General features: G+C 59.5%; 16 protein-coding genes. 7 read left to right on the forward strand and 9 right to left on the reverse strand.

What is annotated here, in order from left to right:
* The first annotated feature begins 14 nt into the window (after positions 1-14).
* Positions 15-1,064 carry a dipeptidase gene (locus D3P04_RS18060; RefSeq protein ID WP_119751256.1) on the forward strand — a complete coding sequence of 350 codons (1,050 nt, stop codon included), beginning with the start codon at positions 15-17 and terminating at the stop codon, positions 1,062-1,064.
* 59 nt (positions 1,065-1,123) lie between these two features.
* Here the strand turns inward: D3P04_RS18060 and D3P04_RS18065 are convergent, their stop codons facing one another.
* Both D3P04_RS18065 and hemA read right to left on the reverse strand, forming a co-directional pair.
* The gene (locus D3P04_RS18065) at positions 1,124-2,407 is read right to left on the reverse strand and encodes a helix-turn-helix domain-containing protein (RefSeq protein WP_119751257.1); all 1,284 of its coding nucleotides are present in this window, start codon (positions 2,405-2,407) and stop codon (positions 1,124-1,126) included.
* Positions 2,408-2,514: 107 nt separating this feature from the next.
* Positions 2,515-3,744 (reverse strand): 5-aminolevulinate synthase, encoded by a 1,230-nt coding sequence (gene hemA, locus D3P04_RS18070; RefSeq protein WP_119751258.1) that lies wholly within the window; start codon positions 3,742-3,744, stop codon positions 2,515-2,517.
* Between the two features lie 165 nt (positions 3,745-3,909).
* Between hemA and D3P04_RS18075 the strand changes: the two genes are divergently transcribed.
* Together D3P04_RS18075 and D3P04_RS18080 are read left to right on the forward strand one after the other, a co-directional pair.
* Positions 3,910-5,295 (forward strand): dipeptidase, encoded by a 1,386-nt coding sequence (locus D3P04_RS18075; protein ID WP_119751318.1) that lies wholly within the window; start codon positions 3,910-3,912, stop codon positions 5,293-5,295.
* Positions 5,296-5,743: 448 nt separating this feature from the next.
* Positions 5,744-6,979 carry a DEAD/DEAH box helicase gene (locus tag D3P04_RS18080; protein WP_182912926.1) on the forward strand — a complete coding sequence of 412 codons (1,236 nt, stop codon included), beginning with the start codon at positions 5,744-5,746 and terminating at the stop codon, positions 6,977-6,979.
* Here D3P04_RS18080 and D3P04_RS18085 read toward each other — a convergent pair whose 3' ends face one another.
* A complete protein-coding gene (locus D3P04_RS18085) occupies positions 6,980-8,194 on the reverse strand; it encodes an MFS transporter (RefSeq protein ID WP_119751260.1) in 1,215 nt (404 codons plus the stop codon).
* Positions 8,195-8,202: 8 nt separating this feature from the next.
* Complete coding sequence (locus tag D3P04_RS18090; protein ID WP_119751261.1) at positions 8,203-8,763, reverse strand: LabA-like NYN domain-containing protein; 561 nt, start codon at positions 8,761-8,763, stop codon at positions 8,203-8,205.
* Between the two features lie 58 nt (positions 8,764-8,821).
* On the opposite strand from D3P04_RS18090, the gene folK reads away from it, so the two are divergent.
* From folK to D3P04_RS18110, 4 genes are all read left to right on the forward strand, one after another.
* A complete protein-coding gene (gene folK, locus D3P04_RS18095; protein ID WP_232845076.1) occupies positions 8,822-9,478 on the forward strand; it encodes a 2-amino-4-hydroxy-6-hydroxymethyldihydropteridine diphosphokinase in 657 nt (218 codons plus the stop codon).
* A gap of 71 nt (positions 9,479-9,549) precedes the next feature.
* Positions 9,550-9,906 (forward strand): DNA-directed RNA polymerase subunit omega, encoded by a 357-nt coding sequence (gene rpoZ / locus D3P04_RS18100; RefSeq protein WP_119751263.1) that lies wholly within the window; start codon positions 9,550-9,552, stop codon positions 9,904-9,906.
* Positions 9,907-9,933: 27 nt separating this feature from the next.
* A complete protein-coding gene (locus D3P04_RS18105; protein WP_119751264.1) occupies positions 9,934-12,048 on the forward strand; it encodes a RelA/SpoT family protein in 2,115 nt (704 codons plus the stop codon).
* 60 nt (positions 12,049-12,108) lie between these two features.
* Positions 12,109-12,831, forward strand: a complete 723-nt coding sequence (locus tag D3P04_RS18110) for a DUF2062 domain-containing protein (protein ID WP_232845077.1) — start codon at positions 12,109-12,111, stop codon at positions 12,829-12,831.
* Here D3P04_RS18110 and D3P04_RS18115 read toward each other — a convergent pair.
* Genes D3P04_RS18115 through mreC form a run of 5 tightly spaced genes read right to left on the reverse strand, consistent with a single transcriptional unit; the run spans position 12,825 to position 18,307 of the window.
* Positions 12,825-13,733, reverse strand: a complete 909-nt coding sequence (locus D3P04_RS18115) for a 2-hydroxyacid dehydrogenase (protein WP_119751319.1) — start codon at positions 13,731-13,733, stop codon at positions 12,825-12,827. The genes D3P04_RS18110 and D3P04_RS18115 overlap by 7 nt on opposite strands.
* A 4-nt stretch (positions 13,734-13,737) precedes the next feature.
* The gene (gene rodA, locus D3P04_RS18120; RefSeq protein WP_119751266.1) at positions 13,738-14,877 is read right to left on the reverse strand and encodes a rod shape-determining protein RodA; all 1,140 of its coding nucleotides are present in this window, start codon (positions 14,875-14,877) and stop codon (positions 13,738-13,740) included.
* A gap of 9 nt (positions 14,878-14,886) precedes the next feature.
* A complete protein-coding gene (mrdA, locus tag D3P04_RS18125; protein ID WP_119751267.1) occupies positions 14,887-16,833 on the reverse strand; it encodes a penicillin-binding protein 2 in 1,947 nt (648 codons plus the stop codon).
* A complete protein-coding gene (locus D3P04_RS18130) occupies positions 16,830-17,369 on the reverse strand; it encodes a rod shape-determining protein MreD (RefSeq protein WP_119751268.1) in 540 nt (179 codons plus the stop codon). The genes mrdA and D3P04_RS18130 overlap by 4 nt, the downstream gene beginning before the upstream one ends.
* Positions 17,366-18,307 (reverse strand): rod shape-determining protein MreC, encoded by a 942-nt coding sequence (gene mreC, locus D3P04_RS18135; protein ID WP_119751269.1) that lies wholly within the window; start codon positions 18,305-18,307, stop codon positions 17,366-17,368. Before mreC ends, D3P04_RS18130 begins: the two co-directional genes overlap by 4 nt.
* Between the last annotated feature and the right edge of the window lie 11 nt (positions 18,308-18,318).

The following is an 18,318-nucleotide window of genomic DNA, read 5'->3' on the forward strand; positions in this document are numbered from 1 at the left end:
TAAAGGAGCAGGCGATGATCCCGGTTTTCGACGGCCATAACGATTTCATCCAGCGCGTCGTCGCGGCGGGAGCGAATGGCTCCCAGGTTTGGCTGGAGGGAGATGGCACTGGTCATCTGGACTTGCCGCGCATGAAGGCAGGCGGAATGATCGGTGGCTTCTTTGCGATGTGGGTGCCCTCGCCGAACGGACCCAATGACGACGAGGCAATAAGGCTGATGCAGAACCCGCCCTTCGCGATGCCGTTGCCCGATGAGATCCCGCATGATCGCGCCCTGCCACATGCCTTCCAGCAAGCCGCCGCTCTGCGCGCATTGGAACGGACGGGCACGCTGGACGTCGTGACCTCGGCCGCCGGGCTGCGCCAAAGCGTGGCAGAGGGGCGTATCGCCGCGATCATGCATATGGAAGGGGCCGAAGCGATCCGCGACATGGATGCGCTGCATCTGTGGCACGCGGCGGGCCTGCGCTCTCTCGGGCCGGTATGGTCGCGGCCCACGGCCTATGGCCACGGAGTGCCTTTCGCTTTTCCATCCTCGCCCGATACGGGTCCGGGGCTTACGGATGCGGGACGGGCGTTGGTGCGTGAATGCAACCAGTTGCGGATCATGCTGGACCTGTCGCACCTGAACGAAGCTGGGTTCAACGATATCGCCGCGCTATCCGATGCTCCGCTTGTTGCCAGTCATAGCTGCGTCCACGCCATCTGCGAAAGCGCCCGCAACCTGACTGACCGGCAGTTGGAGGTGATCGCCGATAGCAAGGGGCTGGTTGGGCTGAATTACGCATCAAGCTTCCTGCGCCCCGATGGCAAGCGTTTTCCGCTGGAGGAACTTGATGTGATGCTTCGGCATCTGGATCATCTTCTGGAAATTCTGGGAGAAGACGGAGTTGCCCTTGGCTCGGATTTCGACGGAGCATTGATGCCGCGTGACCTGGCCGATGCGGCCGCGCTGCCGAATCTTCTGCGAGCGATGGAACCGCACGGCTACGGAAATGATCTGATCACGAAAATCGCCAGCGAGAACTGGATCTCACTGCTGGAACGCAGTTGGGGCGCGTGATTCCAACGCGCCCCCTCATGTAAAAACCATCGGGAAAGAATCAGGTGACCGGGAAAACCTTACTCGGTCACCGCAGAGCCTTGCGGGTCATCGCCGGTATCGGCCTGCGCGACGGCCATCATTTCGGCAAGCTCGGGATCGGCTTTGAGATCGGCAACCGAATATCTCGATGTCAGATTTGCGGGTGACAATTCGATATTCTTGACCACCTGCGGCCCCGGCGCCGCCGGCCCATAGGTCCGGCCACTCACCGCGAAATAAACCGCGCCGGAATTACCCGTCCGCAGAGTCGGAGCCTCTTCGAGTTTGGGCAGGGTGAACCGCTCGCCCGCATCCATGATTTTTTCCAGCAATACTGTTCCATCGGCCGAGGTCACACGAACCCATGCCGGGCGCGAGGCCAGCAATTGCAACTCGGGCGCATCCGGTGCGACGGTCCGGACCGCGATCTGTTCATCCGGCATTTGCGGGCCATATTGCATGGCCTGCGCCAGCACCGTGTTTGCGCCAGAAGTTTGCACCGGACTAACCTGTGTCTCGGAAACGGCAGATGAAGAAATGGAAGCCGCTTCAACGATGTCGGACAGGTTGGGATCGATCGAGGCGATCGGCCCATCCCGGGAATTCAGGACAGGCGCTTCCAGGATTTGCGGGCGATAGACGCGATCAAGCGCCTCTGGCTTGGGCAGATTGCTGACCAGAGTGCCGGCTTCCTCTGCCGTCATCTCCGAACCGGGCAGGCTTGCGCTCTGTGTCGGATCCAGTTCTACCGAAATCTCCGGGGCGTCATCCCCCGGCGCAAGCGTCACCCTTTGAATTTCCTGCAACGCGGTCCAACCGCCATAGGCAAGCCCACAGACAAGTACGGCCAGAACCAGAATCGAGCCGATGGCCTTTGGCTCGACCTCGGACCAGAAGCTTTGCCGCTGAGGGATGAAAAGCGCATGCGGATTCGCCAGTGCCTCGGCCGGATCGGATGGCCTGCGCGCGGGCTTGGGACCTGATGCAGCCGGAGCCATGCCATGAGTCGGCTGGAAGCCCGATTCGAGACAGAACCGGCGGAAGGTCCAGTCGGTATCCATATGCAGGTAGCGCGCATAGGACCGAACATAACCCGCGATAAAGCTGGGTGCATCGAAGGCACTGATATCACAGTTTTCTATCGCCGCGATATAAGAGGCGCGAATGCGAAGCTCCCGCTGTACATCCAATAGCGATTTACCCAGCGTGGCGCGTTCGCCACGCATGATATCGCCCAAGCGCGTATCGTCATCGAAGAAAAGACTGGTTTCCTCGATATGCGAAACTTCATCTGCCGGACTATCTGCCCGCAGTCTGCTCATGCTTTCTGCCTCTTCCCGTTTACTAGGTCACGCGAATCACTGCGACACTCACTTGTAAGTACGGGGATTTTATCACGGCTGCGAGAGCAGTTCACCAGTTGATATCATCAAGCACTCAATTCAGCGCGATTTAATGCACATTGTGACCAGAGTGCGTCCATGGCACGCACCAGATGATCGATCTGCTTTGGATCATGCACTGGCGATGGGGTAAAACGCAGGCGCTCGGTCCCGCGCGGAACGGTCGGGAAATTGATCGGCTGCACATAGATGCTGTAATCGCGCAGCAGCATGTCCGACAGAGACTTGCAATGCACAGGATGACCGACATGGACTGGCACGATATGGCTGCCGTGGTCGATGATCGGCATTCCCAATGATTTCAAGCGCATCTTCAGGATTCTTGCATGCAATTGCTGCGCATCGCGCAGCTCTTGTCCGCCCTGCCCCTTGAGGAAGCGGATCGAGGCGGCGGCCCCTGCAGCAACGGCGGGCGGCAGCGAGGTCGTGAAGATGAACCCCGGCGCATAAGAGCGTACGGCATCGCACATCCGGTTCGACGCCGCGATATAGCCGCCAAACACGCCGAATGCCTTGCCCAGCGTTCCATTGATGATATCGATTCTATGCGACAGGCGGTCACGTTCGGCCACGCCGCCACCGCGCGGGCCATACATGCCCACGGCATGAACTTCATCCAGATAGGTCAATGCGCCGAATTCTTCGGCCAGATCGCAGATTTCGGCAATCGGCCCGAAATCGCCATCCATGGAATAGATCGATTCAAAAGCGATCAGCTTGGGTGCGGCGGGATCGTCAGCCTCCAGCAACTCGCGCAGATGCACCAGATCGTTATGCCGGAAAATCCGCTTGGCGCCGCCGTTGCGCTTGATCCCCTCGATCATCGAGGCATGGTTCAGGGCGTCGGAATAGATGATCAGGCCGGGGAACAGCTTGGGCAGCGTCGAAAGCGTCGCGTCATTGGCGATATAGGCGCTGGAAAACACCAATGCGGATTCTTTACTGTGAAGATCAGCCAGTTCGGCCTCAAGCCGCTTGTGATGGACCGTGGTGCCCGAGATGTTCCGCGTGCCCCCCGAGCCGGCGCCGACAGCATCGATCGCCTCATGCATGGCCGAAAGCACGACCGGGTGTTGACCCATGCCCAGATAATCATTGCCGCACCAGACGGTAATCTCCTGCTGCTTTCCGTCCGGGCGTGTCCAGACCGCCTGAGGGAACCGACCCTTCGCACGCTCGATATCGATAAAGGTGCGATAGCGTCCTTCCTCGTGTAGCTGTTCAATTGCCCGGTCCAGAGCAGCGTCGTAATTCATATCTGGCGTTTCCCTTGCCTTGCCTGCTGGGTGCGATCATTCTTCCGATCAAGCGCGCTTGCCGTTGATACCTGCCGATTCCCGAAAATGACAGGTAAAAATTGTCGCAGCACAACTAAAGGCCAATACGAAAAACCAAGTGTTTCAGTCGGAAAGGATATGGAAATGACGGACAAGGCACGACTCGACGAAGTGCTTGCACAACTTGACGCTGGACAGGACGACGCCTTGGCGCGGCTGCTGGACTTTCTGCGCATTCCGTCGGTTTCGACCGATCCAGCCTATCGCGGCGATGTCCGCAAGGCGGCGGAATGGCTTCAAGGCGAATTGCAGCAACTGGGTTTCGAGGCTAGGGTTCACGATACGACCGGGCATCCGATGGTCGTTGCCCACTCGCCCCGGGGCAATGCGCGTTCGCTGCTGTTCTATGGTCACTATGATGTGCAGCCGGTCGATCCGCTTGAACTCTGGGACCGTCCGCCCTTCGAACCCGAGCTCCAGACAGGCGATAACGGCAAGGTAATCCGTGGGCGGGGCGCCTCTGACGACAAAGGCCAGCTGATGACCTTTGTTGAAGCGTTCCGGGCGTGGAAAGCGGTGCATGGCAGCCTGCCCACCGACCTTATCCTGCTGTTCGAGGGCGAAGAGGAATCGGGTTCACCCTCGCTGCGTCCCTTCCTTCGGGAACATGCCGACGAGCTGCGCGCATCGCTGGCGATGATCTGCGACACCGGCCTGTATTCGGATGGCCGCCCCGCCATCACCACCCAGCTTCGCGGGCTTGTCGGCGAAGAGGTCGTCATCCGCGCTGCCGACCGCGATCTGCATTCGGGCATGTTCGGAGGTCTGGCCGCCAATCCGATCATGATCCTGGCGCAGGCTCTTGGCGCGTTGAAAGACAGCGACGGGCGGGTCACCCTGCCCGGCTTTTATGATGGTGTGAACGATCTTGACGACTCTCTGGCGCGGGACTGGGCGGCGCTTGGTTTCGATGCGACGGATTTTCTGAGTAAAGTCGGACTGAGCCAGCCTATCGGTGAAAAGGGCCGGACATCGCTGGAAATGGTCTGGAACCGCCCCACGGCCGAGATCAACGGCATCGCGGGGGGCTATGCCGGCGACGGGTTCAAGACGGTTCTTCCCGCAGAGGCCCGCGCCAAGGTCAGCTTCCGCCTGACCGGCAAGCAGGATTCTGAAAAGATCCGCGCCGCCTTCCGTGAGCATATCCGCGCCCATGTCCCGGAGGATTGCAGCGTTGAATTCCACGAGCATGGCGGCGGGCCGGCCAGTGTCATGGATATTTCCGATCCGGCATTCGCCCTGGCCAAACAGGCACTGACCGATGAATGGGAACGCGAGGCGGCCTATATCGGTTCGGGCGGCTCGATTCCCATCGCGGGGGATTTCAAACAGATCCTCGATATGGATTCGATGCTGATCGGCTTTGGGCGCGACGACGACCGGATTCATTCCCCGAATGAGAAATACGATGTCGAAAGTTTTCAGAAAGGCGCAAGAAGCTGGGCCCGCATTCTTGCATCCTTACGCTGACATTCATCCATCGGCATGATCCGGGTCCGGTCAGCAATTGTGCATCCGCTCCGGCTCATGCCGCGATGGCACTCGGAAATCACTTGACTTATCGCCCGCCACCCTCCATCTGAGCCAAGTCGCCGCTCGCTGCCGCGTGAGCAGCCGCGTCTTTAACGCTACAAGCCGCGACATATCATCCAGTTTCCCATTCACGCGGGGAGGCATGCGGGCATCCTCGTATCGCGCCCGCACCACTCGTGTTTACCGCAGCTTTACGCCGCGGCATCTGCCCACGCGTCCGATACGGGGGATGCGGGGATGAAAGTATTTTATGGAACAGAACAGACCACGCCGCCAATTCCGCGGCAACAAAAACACCCCCCGCCCCGCCCGGCATCACGCCGCTGCGAATGAGGGCCGCCGGGCGCCGTCGCGCGATCCGCTTCCAACCGGACCCTTCGCGGAGATGGGGATCGATCCGCGCATCAATGCGAATATCGTAGCAATGGGGCTGAACCAGCCCACACCTATCCAGGATCAGGCCATTCCGGCAGTCGTGGAAGGCCGCGATGTGCTGGGGCTGGCGCAAACCGGCACGGGCAAGACCGCCGCTTTCGGCCTGCCGATGCTGACACGGTTGATAAAGCATGGCAGGAAACCCGATCCGAAGACCTGCCGCGCATTGATCCTTGCGCCGACCCGCGAACTGGCAACCCAGATCGCACAGAATATCGATGCTTATGCCGAAGGCACCCCGATCCGCAGCTTTCGTGTTGTCGGCGGCGCCTCGATCAATGTCCAGACCGAACGGCTGTCGCGCGGGGTCGATGTCCTGATCGCCACGCCGGGCCGTCTGATCGACCTGATCGAGCGCCGGGCGATTTCGCTTGAAGCCACCACCTATCTGGTGCTGGACGAGGCCGACCAGATGCTGGATATCGGCTTTATTCACACCTTGCGCCGCATCGCGAAGATGCTGCCTCCACAGCGTCAGACATTGCTGTTCTCGGCCACCATGCCCAAGCTGATGTCCGAACTGGCCGCCACCTATCTGAAGGATCCGGTTCGCGTGGCGGTGAACCCTCCGGGCAAGGCCGCCGAAAAGATCGAACAGGGCGTGCATTTCGTCACTCAGGGCGACAAGGCGGCGTTGCTGGCCGAATATCTGTCCAAACATCCGGGCGAATTGGCGATGGTCTTCGGCCGCACCAAGCACGGCTCGGACAAACTGGCGAAACTGCTGGACAAATGGGGCTTCAAGGTCGCCGCGATCCACGGAAACAAGTCTCAGGGTCAGCGGGAACGTGCCCTGCAGGCGTTCCGCAAGGGTGAAACCCAGATATTGGTGGCGACCGACGTGGCCGCGCGTGGACTGGATATTCCCGAGGTTGCGCATGTCTATAACTATGACTTGCCGAATGTCCCCGAGAATTATGTCCACCGGATCGGCCGCACTGCCCGCGCCGGGCGCGATGGCCGGGCCGTGGCATTTTGCGCTCCGGCAGAAGTCGGAGAGCTTCGCGCAATCGAAAAAGCGATGAAATCCGCAATCCCGGTGATCGGAGGCGAGGTGCCCGCAAATATCCCCCGGGCCGAGCGCAATCCGTCACGGAACCGGGGCAGACCGGGCAATAATGGCGGGCAGCAACGTCCTGCCCGCCGGCCTTCCCGTCAGCCCAAATCGCAGAAGGCCAAGGGCTGATCAGCCCTTGCCGCCTGCCAGTCGCGCCGCCTCTGGCAGGCGGCGCAGACGCAGCATCGCCCATATCCCGACCAGCGGGCCGGGCAGCAATACGACGTATGCCCATTGCCATCCGCCCAGAAACGCCGCGACATGCGGCATCATCCAGATGGTGAATACGGTCAGTGCGAACCCGACGCTGACCTGAATCGTCAGTGCCGTGCCGACAAAGCGCGGATCCGAAAGTTCAGTCACCGCCGCCGAATATTGGGCGCTGTCCCCGATGATCGAGATCCCCCAGATAATCGCGATCAGAGCCAGCAGCCAAGCGGGACCGTCAAAGGCAAAACCGATCAGCAAGGCGCAGGCCCCCGATATCGCCATCATTCCCGCAGTTGTCAGGCAACGCCCGATCCGGTCCGACAGCATGCCGCCAAGCACGCATCCGATTGCCCCCGAAGCAACGACCAGAAACGCAAAGAACGAAGGGGATCCCAGCGTGGCCGTCCCCTCTTGTCTGGCCGCAGTGGCAAAGGCCAGGAACCAAGCCCACATGGCATAAAGTTCCCACATATGGCCGAAATAGCCCAGATTGGCCAAGAGCAGGCTCCGCTCGCGGAAGGTGGCAAAAGCGCGTCGCGGATCGAACACGGCACGGCCGAACGCATAGGGACCTTCCTTCACCAGAATAGCGAATATGATCACCGACAAGACCGCACCGGCGCTGGACAGGATGACCACAACGCGCCAATCCAGTCCGTCGCTGACGGCCCTGAACAGATGCGGCATGGACGAGCCAAGCGTTACCGCACCGATCAGCACGCCCATTGCCAACCCGCGGCCGTGCACAAACCAGGTTGCCATCAGCTTCATCGCGGGCGGATAAACTCCGGCCAATGCCATGCCGGTCACGAAGCGCGCGATAACGGCCACCGTCCAGCCCGGCTGTGCCAGCAGGACCGCATTGGCAGCCCCGGCAAGAAGGGCGGAAATAGCGATAAGCCGGGTCAGGCGCATGATATCGGGAAGGTTGACCAGCGATGCCGCAATCGCGCCGAACACGAAGCCCAGTTGAACGGAATTCGTCAGCCAACCGGCCTGTGCCGGCGTCAGCGACCATTCGAGAATCAGCTGAGGCATAATCGCCGTTGCCGAAAACCAGCAGGTCATGGCCCCGACGACACCGCTGCTTAACAGCACAAGCGCCCACCAGCGCCCTTGGGCTGGCGTTGCCATCACAGCGCTCAGTCTTCTTCTTCGTCAAGCGGCCGTTCGGGACGCGGAGGGCGGCCGATAATATCCCGCAATGCGTCAAGCTCGATGAAATTATCCGCCTGGCGGCGCAATTCATCTGCGATCATAGGCGGTTGGGACCGGATAGTGGAAACCACGGAAACCCGGACCCCCCGGCGTTGCAGCGCCTCGACCAGCGGGCGGAAATCCCCGTCGCCCGAAAACAGCACTGCATGATCAAGACGCGAGGCCAGTTCCATGGCATGGACGGCAAGTTCGATATCCATATTGCCCTTGACCTTCCGGCGGCCCATGACATCGGTGTATTCCTTGGCCGGCTTGGTCACGACGCAATAACCGTTATAGTGAAGCCAATCGACGAGCGGACGAATAGGAGAATATTCCTCTCCTTCGATAAGCGCGGTATAATAATAAGCCCGCAACAATTTCCCGCGACGATCGAACTCTTGACGCAACAATTTGTAATCAATGTCGAAGCCCAGGGATTTCGCTGCTGCGTAAAGGTTGGCACCATCTATGAAAATCGCCAACCTGTCGTCCTTGTAAAACATTTTTGTTGCCTTCAATCGAAAGGTGTTGGGTGAATAGACGTCCTTCGGCTGCCACATTATGCTGCAAGCAGACAGACAAGCGCCATCCTACGACATGAGGTTTAAGCAGGTTCAGATGATCAAACATAAACTTGCACTTATTGCCCTTGGCGCCAACCTGCCTTCTGCCATCGCCAGCGCGAGTGAAACGCTGCGTATGGCGGCATGTATTCTGCACGAAAAACGAGATACTACAATAAGCGCATGCAGCCGATTTTGGAAAACTCCGGCGGTTCCTGCAGAATCCGGTCCGGATTTCATAAATGGTGCAATTATTTTACGTACAATCCTGAACCCGCATGAGTTACTTACCCGGCTTCATGAAATCGAATCGCAATTCGGCCGTGATCGCAGCACGGGGCGCTGGTCGTCGCGCGTGATGGATCTGGACCTTATCGGATATGAAAACCTGATCCTGCCGGATCCGGAAACTCATCTACAATGGGTCCAGCTGTCGCCCAAGCGCCAGTTGACCGATACGCCCGACACCCTGATCCTGCCGCATCCGCGCCTGCAGGATCGCGGTTTTGTCTTGGCGCCTCTGGCGGAAATCGCGCCGGATTGGATCCATCCCGCAACAGGGCGCAACGTCGCGGAAATGCTGGCCGCGCTGCCGCGCTCGGCACTGGCGGGAATGACGCCGTTCGAGATACAGGAAACGCCAGTATTGCCTTGACATTTCGTACCATGATCGCCAGATATTCTGTTTCGTTCTAGAACTCCGATTCGTAACTCTACAGGTGAAGAATGGCCCGCGTAACAGTCGAAGACTGCGTCGACAAGGTTCCCAACCGCTTTGATCTGGTGATGCTGGCCTCGCATCGCGCGCGCGAAATCGCGTCAGGCAGCGCGGCCACGGTTGATCGCGACAACGATAAGAACCCGGTCGTCGCGCTGCGCGAGATCGCCGACGAAACCCAGCCGGTCGATGATCTGCGCGAACGGATGATCGAAGCCAGCCAGACCCAGATCGAGGTGGATGAACCTGAAGAGGACGCCATGGCGCTGCTGCTGGGCGCCGAAGTGGACCGCCCCAAACCCGCCGATGAAGAATCCGAAGAGCGGATGCTGCGCATGATGCTGGAAGCCAGTCAGCGCAGTTAAGCGGATCGCGGGGGTCTTCGTCATAGCATGATCGACGTCGAAGACCTTATCGCGCTGATTCGTAACTACAATCCGCGCAGCAACCTGCAACTCATCCGGGATGCCTTTGAATACGGCATGCGGATGCATGAAGGGCAGTTCCGCCAATCGGGCGAGCCCTATTTCACCCATCCCATCGCCGTCGCCGCCATTCTTACCGAAATGCGCCTGGATGACGCGACGATCGCCACCGCGCTTCTGCATGACACGGTCGAGGATACCCGCTCGACCATGCCCGAGGTCGAGGCGATGTTCGGGCACGAGATCGCCAAGCTTGTCGATGGCGTCACCAAGCTGACGAATTTGCAGCTCAGCTCTGCCCAATCCAAGCAAGCCGAGAATTTCCGCAAGCTTTTCATGGCGATGTCGCGCGATCTTCGTGTGATATTGGTCAAGCTTGCCGACCGGCTGCACAATATGCGCACGATCCGTTCGATGAAGCCGGAGAAACAGCTTCAGAAAGCCCGCGAAACCATGGATATCTATGCCCCGCTGGCCGGGCGGATGGGGATGCAGTGGATGCGCGAAGAGCTTGAGGATCTGGCCTTCAAGGTCATAAATCCCGAAGCCCGGAACTCGATCATCCGCCGCTTCGTCAGCCTTCAGAAGGATTCCGGCGACGTGATCAGCCAGATCACCGCCGATATCCGCACCGAACTCGAGCGCGAGGGGCTGGATGCGGATGTCTTTGGCCGCGCGAAGAAACCTTTTTCGGTTTGGCGCAAGATGCAGGATAAACAGCTTGCGTTTTCCCGTCTTTCAGACATTTACGGCTTTCGGATCATCACCCATACCGAAGGCGATTGTTATCGCGCCCTTGGGCTGATCCATCATCGCTGGCGGGCTGTGCCCGGGCGCTTCAAGGATTATATCAGCCAGCCGAAATCGAATGGGTATCGCTCCATCCACACCACCGTTTCAGGACGTGACGGCAAGCGGGTCGAGGTACAGATCCGCACCCGGCAGATGCATGAGGTCGCCGAGGCCGGGGTCGCCGCGCATTGGGCATATCGTGACGGCGTGCGGACCAAGAACCCCTTTGCCGCCGATCCCGCCGACTGGCTGGAGAAACTGACCGCTCAGTTCGACGGCGAGGATCACGATGAATTTCTCGAGAATGTCAAACTCGAGATGTATCAGGATCAGGTCTTCTGCTTCTCGCCCAAGGGCGACGTCATCCAGTTGCCGCGTGGCGCCACGCCGATCGATTTTGCCTATGCCATTCATACGAGGCTGGGTCATGCCTGCGTCGGCGCGAAAGTCGACGGTATCCGCGTGCCGCTGTGGACCAGGCTCAAGAATGGTCAATCCGTCGAAATCATCGCAGCCTCGGGCCAGCGTCCGCAGGCAACATGGCTGGACGTCGTGGTCACGGGTCGTGCGAAAGCGGCAATCCGGCGATCCCTCCGACAAGAAGACCGCGATCGTTTCATCCGGCTGGGACGCGAACTCCTGCGTGTCAGTTTCGAGCATGTCGGCCGCAAGGTAACCGACAAGGCGCTGCGTACTGCCGCGAAACAGATGGGCGTGGAAGATGCGGACGAGCTGCTTGCCCGGATCGGCAGCGCCGAGAACTCTGCGAAAGAGGTTCTGGATGTCCTTTACCCGGATCTGGCCGACAGTTCCGACGAGTTGGATGGCAGCCGCCCCATTGCAGGGCTGGACGCCGATCAGCATTTCACTCGCGCGCCCTGCTGCAGCCCCCTGCCCGGCGAACGGATCGTTGGCATCACCTATCGCGGCCGCGGGGTGGTAATCCATGCGATCGACTGCCCCGTATTGGCGGAATTCGAGGACAATCTGGATCGCTGGATTGATCTTCGCTGGCAGGAGGGGCGCCATCCTCCGGCCTATTCAACCACGCTGCGCCTGACCATCCGGCATGACGCGGGTGTGCTTGGCCGGATATGCACGCTGGTCGGACAGCATGGCGCGAATATATCGAACCTTGAATTCCTGGACCGCAAACCAGATTTCTACCATATCTCGCTTGAAGTGGAATTGCGGCACCATGAACATCTCCACGCGCTTCTGACCGCGCTCGAGGCGGAAAGCGACGTGGCGCAAGTTGCCCGGTTCCGCGATCCGTCGCGGAAGCCGTAAGCAGGTTGTGACAGAATATTCGCAGGCAGGGATAAACAGGCAAGAGGATCGGAGTTCAAGGTGTTCAAACGCCGTAAACCGCGCAGCTATAGTCAAATGGCCAGCGATATGTTCTATCCTCGCGGCGGCTGGCGGCGGGCCGGAACCTATGTGGTTTACCGTTTGCGTCGTCTGCCCGATCAGCCCCATCGCATCAGCCGCGGAGTCGCCGCAGGCATATTCGTTTCGTTCACGCCGACATTCGGGCTTCATTTCGCGCTTGCCGCAACATGCGCATGGTTGATCCGGGGCAATATCCTTGCCGCATTGCTGGCGACATTCGTCGGAAACCCCATCACCTTTCCTTTTATCGCCGTCCTGGCCGTCAGTCTGGGACGCGAGCTTCTGGGGCTTGGGGGTCAGTTGTCGCCGCAATTGATTTTCAGCGAGTTCACGCGCGCCAGTGCCGAATTATGGTATAATCTCCGCTCGGTCTTCGGACCCGAGCAGGCTCAGTGGGAAAATCTCGGCCATTTTATCAGGGATGTCTACTGGCCCTATTTCGTCGGCGGGACGATCATCGGCCTGCTGGTCAGCACTGCAGCGCATTACATGACCGTGCCGGTGATCCGCGCCTATCACAAACGCCGAGAGAAAAAGATGGCTGCCCGTATCGCGCGGGTCAGGCTTCATCAACAGGCCGCAGACACGCATCTATCCGAAGGCTTGACGAAACCGGAAGGACCCGGCGGCAAAGCGGGGCACATCCCACCTGAATCATCGGGCAAGGACTCCGCTCAGTAACCTTTCGAGCGATCGACAAGATGCAGGATCTGCTCGCCCCGCATCGCCCGGCGCAGATTTTCGGCCACGACCAAAGCAGCCGTTCCGGGACGTGTTTCCGCAGCAATATGCGGAGTGACGGTAATTTTCGGGTGTGTCCAGAACGGATGGTCGGACGGTAAGGGCTCGGTTCTGAAAACATCCAGAACCGCATGGCCAAGATGGCCTGAATCCAGCGACTTGATCAGCCCTTCATCATCCAGCACCGTCCCTCGCCCCGGATTGACAAGCCACGCACCGCGCGGCAGGTGGTGAAGGCTGTCAGCATTCAGCAGGTTCCCGGTTGCAGAGGTGTCGGGCAGAAGCGAAATCAGGATATCAGCCCGGGCAAGAGCCTGATCAAGCTGATCCCCGGCAAGAACATCCATCCCCTCGACCGGGCGGCCGGAAGCGCTCCAGCCGGTAACGCGAAATCCGATCCCGCTCAGCATCCGGCCAGCGGCGCGCCCCAGTTCTCCTGTGCCCAATATGGTGACCCGGCGTTCGGTCGCCAGCGGTGGAATCTGACCATGCCGCCAGATGCCGTCCTGCAGGTAGCCGTCCATGCCCAGATGGGCGCGCATCGCCCAGCCGGTACAGAACTCCGCCATGCCCTGCGCAAGCCCCGGATCGACCATGCGCGCCAATGGTTGCGTCAGAGTGGGATTGCTGATGATCCGCTCGACCCCGGCCCAAAGGCTTTGGACAAGCCGGGCGTTACGATAGGGCGTCAGATCCTCGATCTCTCCCCCGGGGGCATAAATGATCGCGTCGATAGCTGCCGGATCGCCGTCCCGGACAAGAGACATTTCCGGACATGCCGCCATCAATGGCGGGGACCACCCGTCCCACATGGAAGCCGGAGCTGCGAAAAGAACCTGCATCTGATCACCTTGGTCTGTGGACATGGGCGGCCTGCATCATACCGAACCCCATCAGCAATATCATCATCGCCGTCCCGCCATAGCTGACAAGCGGCAAGGGAGAGCCGACGACCGGCAGCATCCCGGTTACCATGCCCATATTGATTGCGAAATAGACGAAAAACGTGCCTCCAACCCCGATCGTCAGTAATGAACCGAAACGGTCACGGTTGGTTATGGCCGAAAACAGGCAGAAGCCGATGATCAGCGAATAAAGCACCAAAAGCGAGATTGCACCGACAAACCCGAATTCCTCGGCCAGAACGGTAAAGATGAAATCGGTATGTTTCTCGGGCAGGAAATTCAGCCGCGATTGCGTGCCTTGCATGAAGCCTCGCCCCGACCAGCCCCCCGATCCCAGGGCGATCTGTGCCTGCGTGATGTTGTAACCATCGCCCAGCGGATCGACAGATGGATCAAGAAATGTGTCGATGCGGCGATATTGATAATCCTTGAGCAATTGCCACTCGGTATCTCGGCTTTCCATCACGGCCGTCACGAGGGCTGCGATCAGTAATAACACTCCGGCGAAATACCACAGGGATACGCCTGCGGCGAACATCACGATCCCCCCTCCCGTGATCAGCATCAGCGAGGTTCCCAGATCGGGCTGCATCATGACGAACCCGGTCGGGGTCAGGATCAGAAGCACCGGGATCAGTACCCAGAACGGATGCGAGACCTTACGGGCATCCAGCCAGTCGTAATAGGCCGCGAGCAGCAGAACCAGCGCGATCTTCATCAGCTCGGACGGCTGGAATTGAATGGGACCAATATCTATCCAGCGCTGTGCACCCATTCCGATATCGCCGAACAACTCAACCGCGGCAAGAAGCACAAGGCACAGCACATAAGCGAAAACCGATACGCCGCGCCAGAACCACATCGGCACGAAAGCAAGCCCGATCATCAGGATCATTCCGACGATGAAGCGATAGATCTGCGGTTCGGCCCAGGTTTCGAAATCCCCCCCCGCCACCGAATACAGCATGACAAAGCCGTAACAGGCGACGGCAAAAATCAGGAAAACCAGCGGCCAGTTCAAATGCAGGATCTTGCGCCAGCCGGTCGGGATCTGTGCAACCTGATAATCGAGATACGCCATCCTTATCCCTCAGGCCTGCGACCGCCCCTGCTTGGGCGGCTGAGGGCTATAAAGTTTCATGGCGTTGTGCCGGGCTTCCATTTCGCCACGCTGCGCCTCGGGTACCGCAGTCAGTGGCGGCAAGCCGCCGGCCAATGTGAACAGAAGAATATCACGGGCAATCGGCGCGGCGACCGCCGAGCCTCCACCGCCATGCTCTACCACGACGGAAACGGCATAGCGCGGCGCTTCGTAGGGCGCAAAACAGACAAACAACGCATGATCACGCCGTTCCCAGGGCAGCTGTTCGTTCGAGACCACGCCCCGGGCACGTTCGGCCGCAGTGATGTTCCGGACCTGACTGGTGCCGGTTTTTCCAGCCATACGCCATTCTTCCGCAACGATGCGGGCACTGCGGGCCGTGCCCCGGGCCGAATTCATGACCGCATCCATCCCGGCCTGTACCAGCTTCAGATTTCGGGGGTCCACACCAAGGTCGGGAAGTTCCTCGTGCAATTGCGGCACCCCGTCGATCGCGCGGATCAATCGCGGCTCGATCAATTTCCCGGTCGCCACGCGCGCGGTCATCACCGCAAGCTGCAAGGGCGAGGCCAGTACGAAACCCTGCCCGATCGCCGCATTCAAACTATCGCCAATCTGCCATTCCTGATCATATTTTTCGCGCTTCCACGCACGGTCAGGGGCAATGCCCTGCGCGATTGCCGACAAGGGCAGTTCGTGCCTTACGCCAATTCCAAGCTTGCGCGCCATCTCGGCAATACGGTCGATGCCGACACGTTGCGCGAGTTCGTAGTAATAGACGTCACAGCTGTGTTCGAGGCTTTGGATGGCGTCCATTTGCCCATGCCCGCCGCGCCGCCAGCAGTGAAACCGCCGCCCTCCGACTTCAAGATGTCCCGGGCAGAAAAAGCGCGAACCACCATTGATGACCCCCGCTTCAAGCCCGGCAAGCAGCGTCGCCAGCTTGAAGGTTGAGCCTGGAGGATAGACGCCCTGCACGGTCTTGTCGGCCAATGGCCTGTGATTATGCTCCAATAACGACGTGTAATCCTTCGAGGAAATTCCGCGCACGAATTTGTTGGGATCGAAACTCGGCGAGGAACACAGGCACAGCAGCTCGCCGGTCTGCACGTCGATGACCACGGCAGCGGCGCTTTCCGTGCCAAGGCGCTGTTCCGCATAATTCTGCAGCCCCGCGTCGATGGTCAGTTGCAGCGTGCTGCCCTGTTGCCCCTCTTTCCGGCTGAGTTCGCGCATCTCACGTCCCGAGTTATTGACCTCGACCCGCCGCTGACCCGCGGTGCCACGCAAGACATCCTCCATCTTGGCCTCGACACCAAGCTTGCCGATCTGGAATTCGGGCAACATCAGGACAGGCTCCGGGTTCTCGATCTTGGACAGGTCGTAATCCGACACGCGGCTGACATAGCCCAGCACATGCGCCAGATCATACGCGCGCGGATAATAGCGCGATAATCCCGATTCCGGCGTCACACCGGGAAGCGCGGGCGCATTCACGGCGATCGAACTGAACTCTTCCCATGTCAATCTGTCAGCAAGCACGATCGGCGTGATCGCCCTTTCCTTGGAGAATTCCTTCAGCAATTCCTCCATGCGCGCGTCGCTCATCGGTATCAGCTTCGATAGCCGCCGCAAAACCGACTCGACATCGCCGCCGGCCTCTTCGCGGGTCAGGGTCACGCGATAATTCTGTTCGTTCCCGGCAATCAGAACGCCCTTGCGATCATGTATCAGGCCTCGGGCGGGTGGCAGAAGCCGGATCTTGATCGAGTTTCCGTCCGACAGCATCCGATATTCATCGGCATGCTTGATCTGCATCCCATGCAACCGGAGCCCCAATGTCATCACCACGCCAAGCTGGATGCCGCCCAGCAAAAGTCCCCTGCGGACCACACGGCGACTGTTCTTCAAAGCATCATGCGGCGATTTCGTCATCGGTTATGTCTCATCATCTCAGCATCGGCTGCGGTGATACGGCGCAATCCAAACAGCCAGCGTGATCCCAGAACCACCAGCGGATAGAATCCGACAGTCTGAATATATTGCAATGAGATTTTGGTCAGCGAAGGGACGGGAAGAACAAAAACCAACTGCAACACACGATATCCCAACATCATCACCCCGATCATGATTGAGACCCGCAGCCATTCAACCATAAATGGCTGATCCCGCCAACGCGCCTCACGCGAGCGTGTATACTCGCTTGCCAGAAGAACAATTGCGGTCCAAAGGCCCAAAGGACGAAGCAACAGGATATCTTCAAGCAGGAAAACTCCGGCGATGCCCACCGCCGCAAGCTGATCCGGGCGGCGCAAGAGCCATGCGAATAACAGGCAGATGGCCAGGTCGGGACCGGGCTGACCGATTTCCCCTGCCCGAAGCGGCATCAGCCGCGCAAACAGGATCACAAGCTGGCAAAGGATGAACAGACCCGAACCTATCAGGATCTGTTTGCGCATATTCTCGATCACTGCCCGGATCCGTCCGGCTGCAATTCCGCATTCAGATCGTCAACGGGTGCATGTCCGGGCCAGTTCGGTCCCATGGGAACCGGCTCGTTTCCGGGCAGGACCAGCCCGCCTGCGTCATTCATCTGCTCTTCCGGATGTGAGCGAATGACCCGCAAAAACTCCAGTCGCCCATAATCCGCAGCCAACCGAAGCCGTGTTCGGCCATCGGCGCCCTGAGCAACCTGACCGACCAGCAATCCCGAAGGGAAAACGCCGCCATCGCCAGAGGTCACGGCCCTGTCGCCGGCACGGACGTTATCGGGCTGTTCGATGAATTCCAGCAAAGGGTAAGAACTGTTATCCCCCACAAGCAGGGCATGCACCCCGGAAGGCTGGATCGTCACGGGCAACCGCGATGACGGATCGGTCAGCAACATAACCCGGCTGGTTCGCTGCCCGATACCCGAAATCCGTCCCACCAACCCCAGACCGTCCATTGTTGCCCAACCATCGATGATCCCGTCGCGCTTGCCGACATTCAGCAGCACCGATTGCCGGAAGGCCGATCCCGAATCCACCATGACGACCCCGGTCACACTGGTCAGAGCCGGATCGATGCGCACTTCGTTAAGCGCCAGAAGCTTGGAGTTTTCCTCTTGCAGGGTAACTGCCGCTTCCTTCCACTCTGCGGCTTTCCTCAGCTCCCGGCGCAATTCCTGGTTCTGTTCATAAAGCCGCGCATAGGACTGGAACCCCGCGACCATCTCACTGACACGCGTGACCGGCACCATTGCCCATTCGAAGCCGGGCACGATCCGATCTACCAGCGCGGTCCGCATTCTCTCGGCACGCGGGCTATCGATCCGCCAGAACAGGAAAAGACCAATCAGTGCAATCGCCATCAGCGCGATCAGAACGCGGCGAATGGGTGCGACAAAATCCGGTCCCTTCTGCGCCATTCAGCGCCTCC

Origin of the sequence: Paracoccus onubensis (assembly GCF_003591515.1) — a bacterium.
Lineage (GTDB): Bacteria > Pseudomonadota > Alphaproteobacteria > Rhodobacterales > Rhodobacteraceae > Paracoccus > Paracoccus onubensis.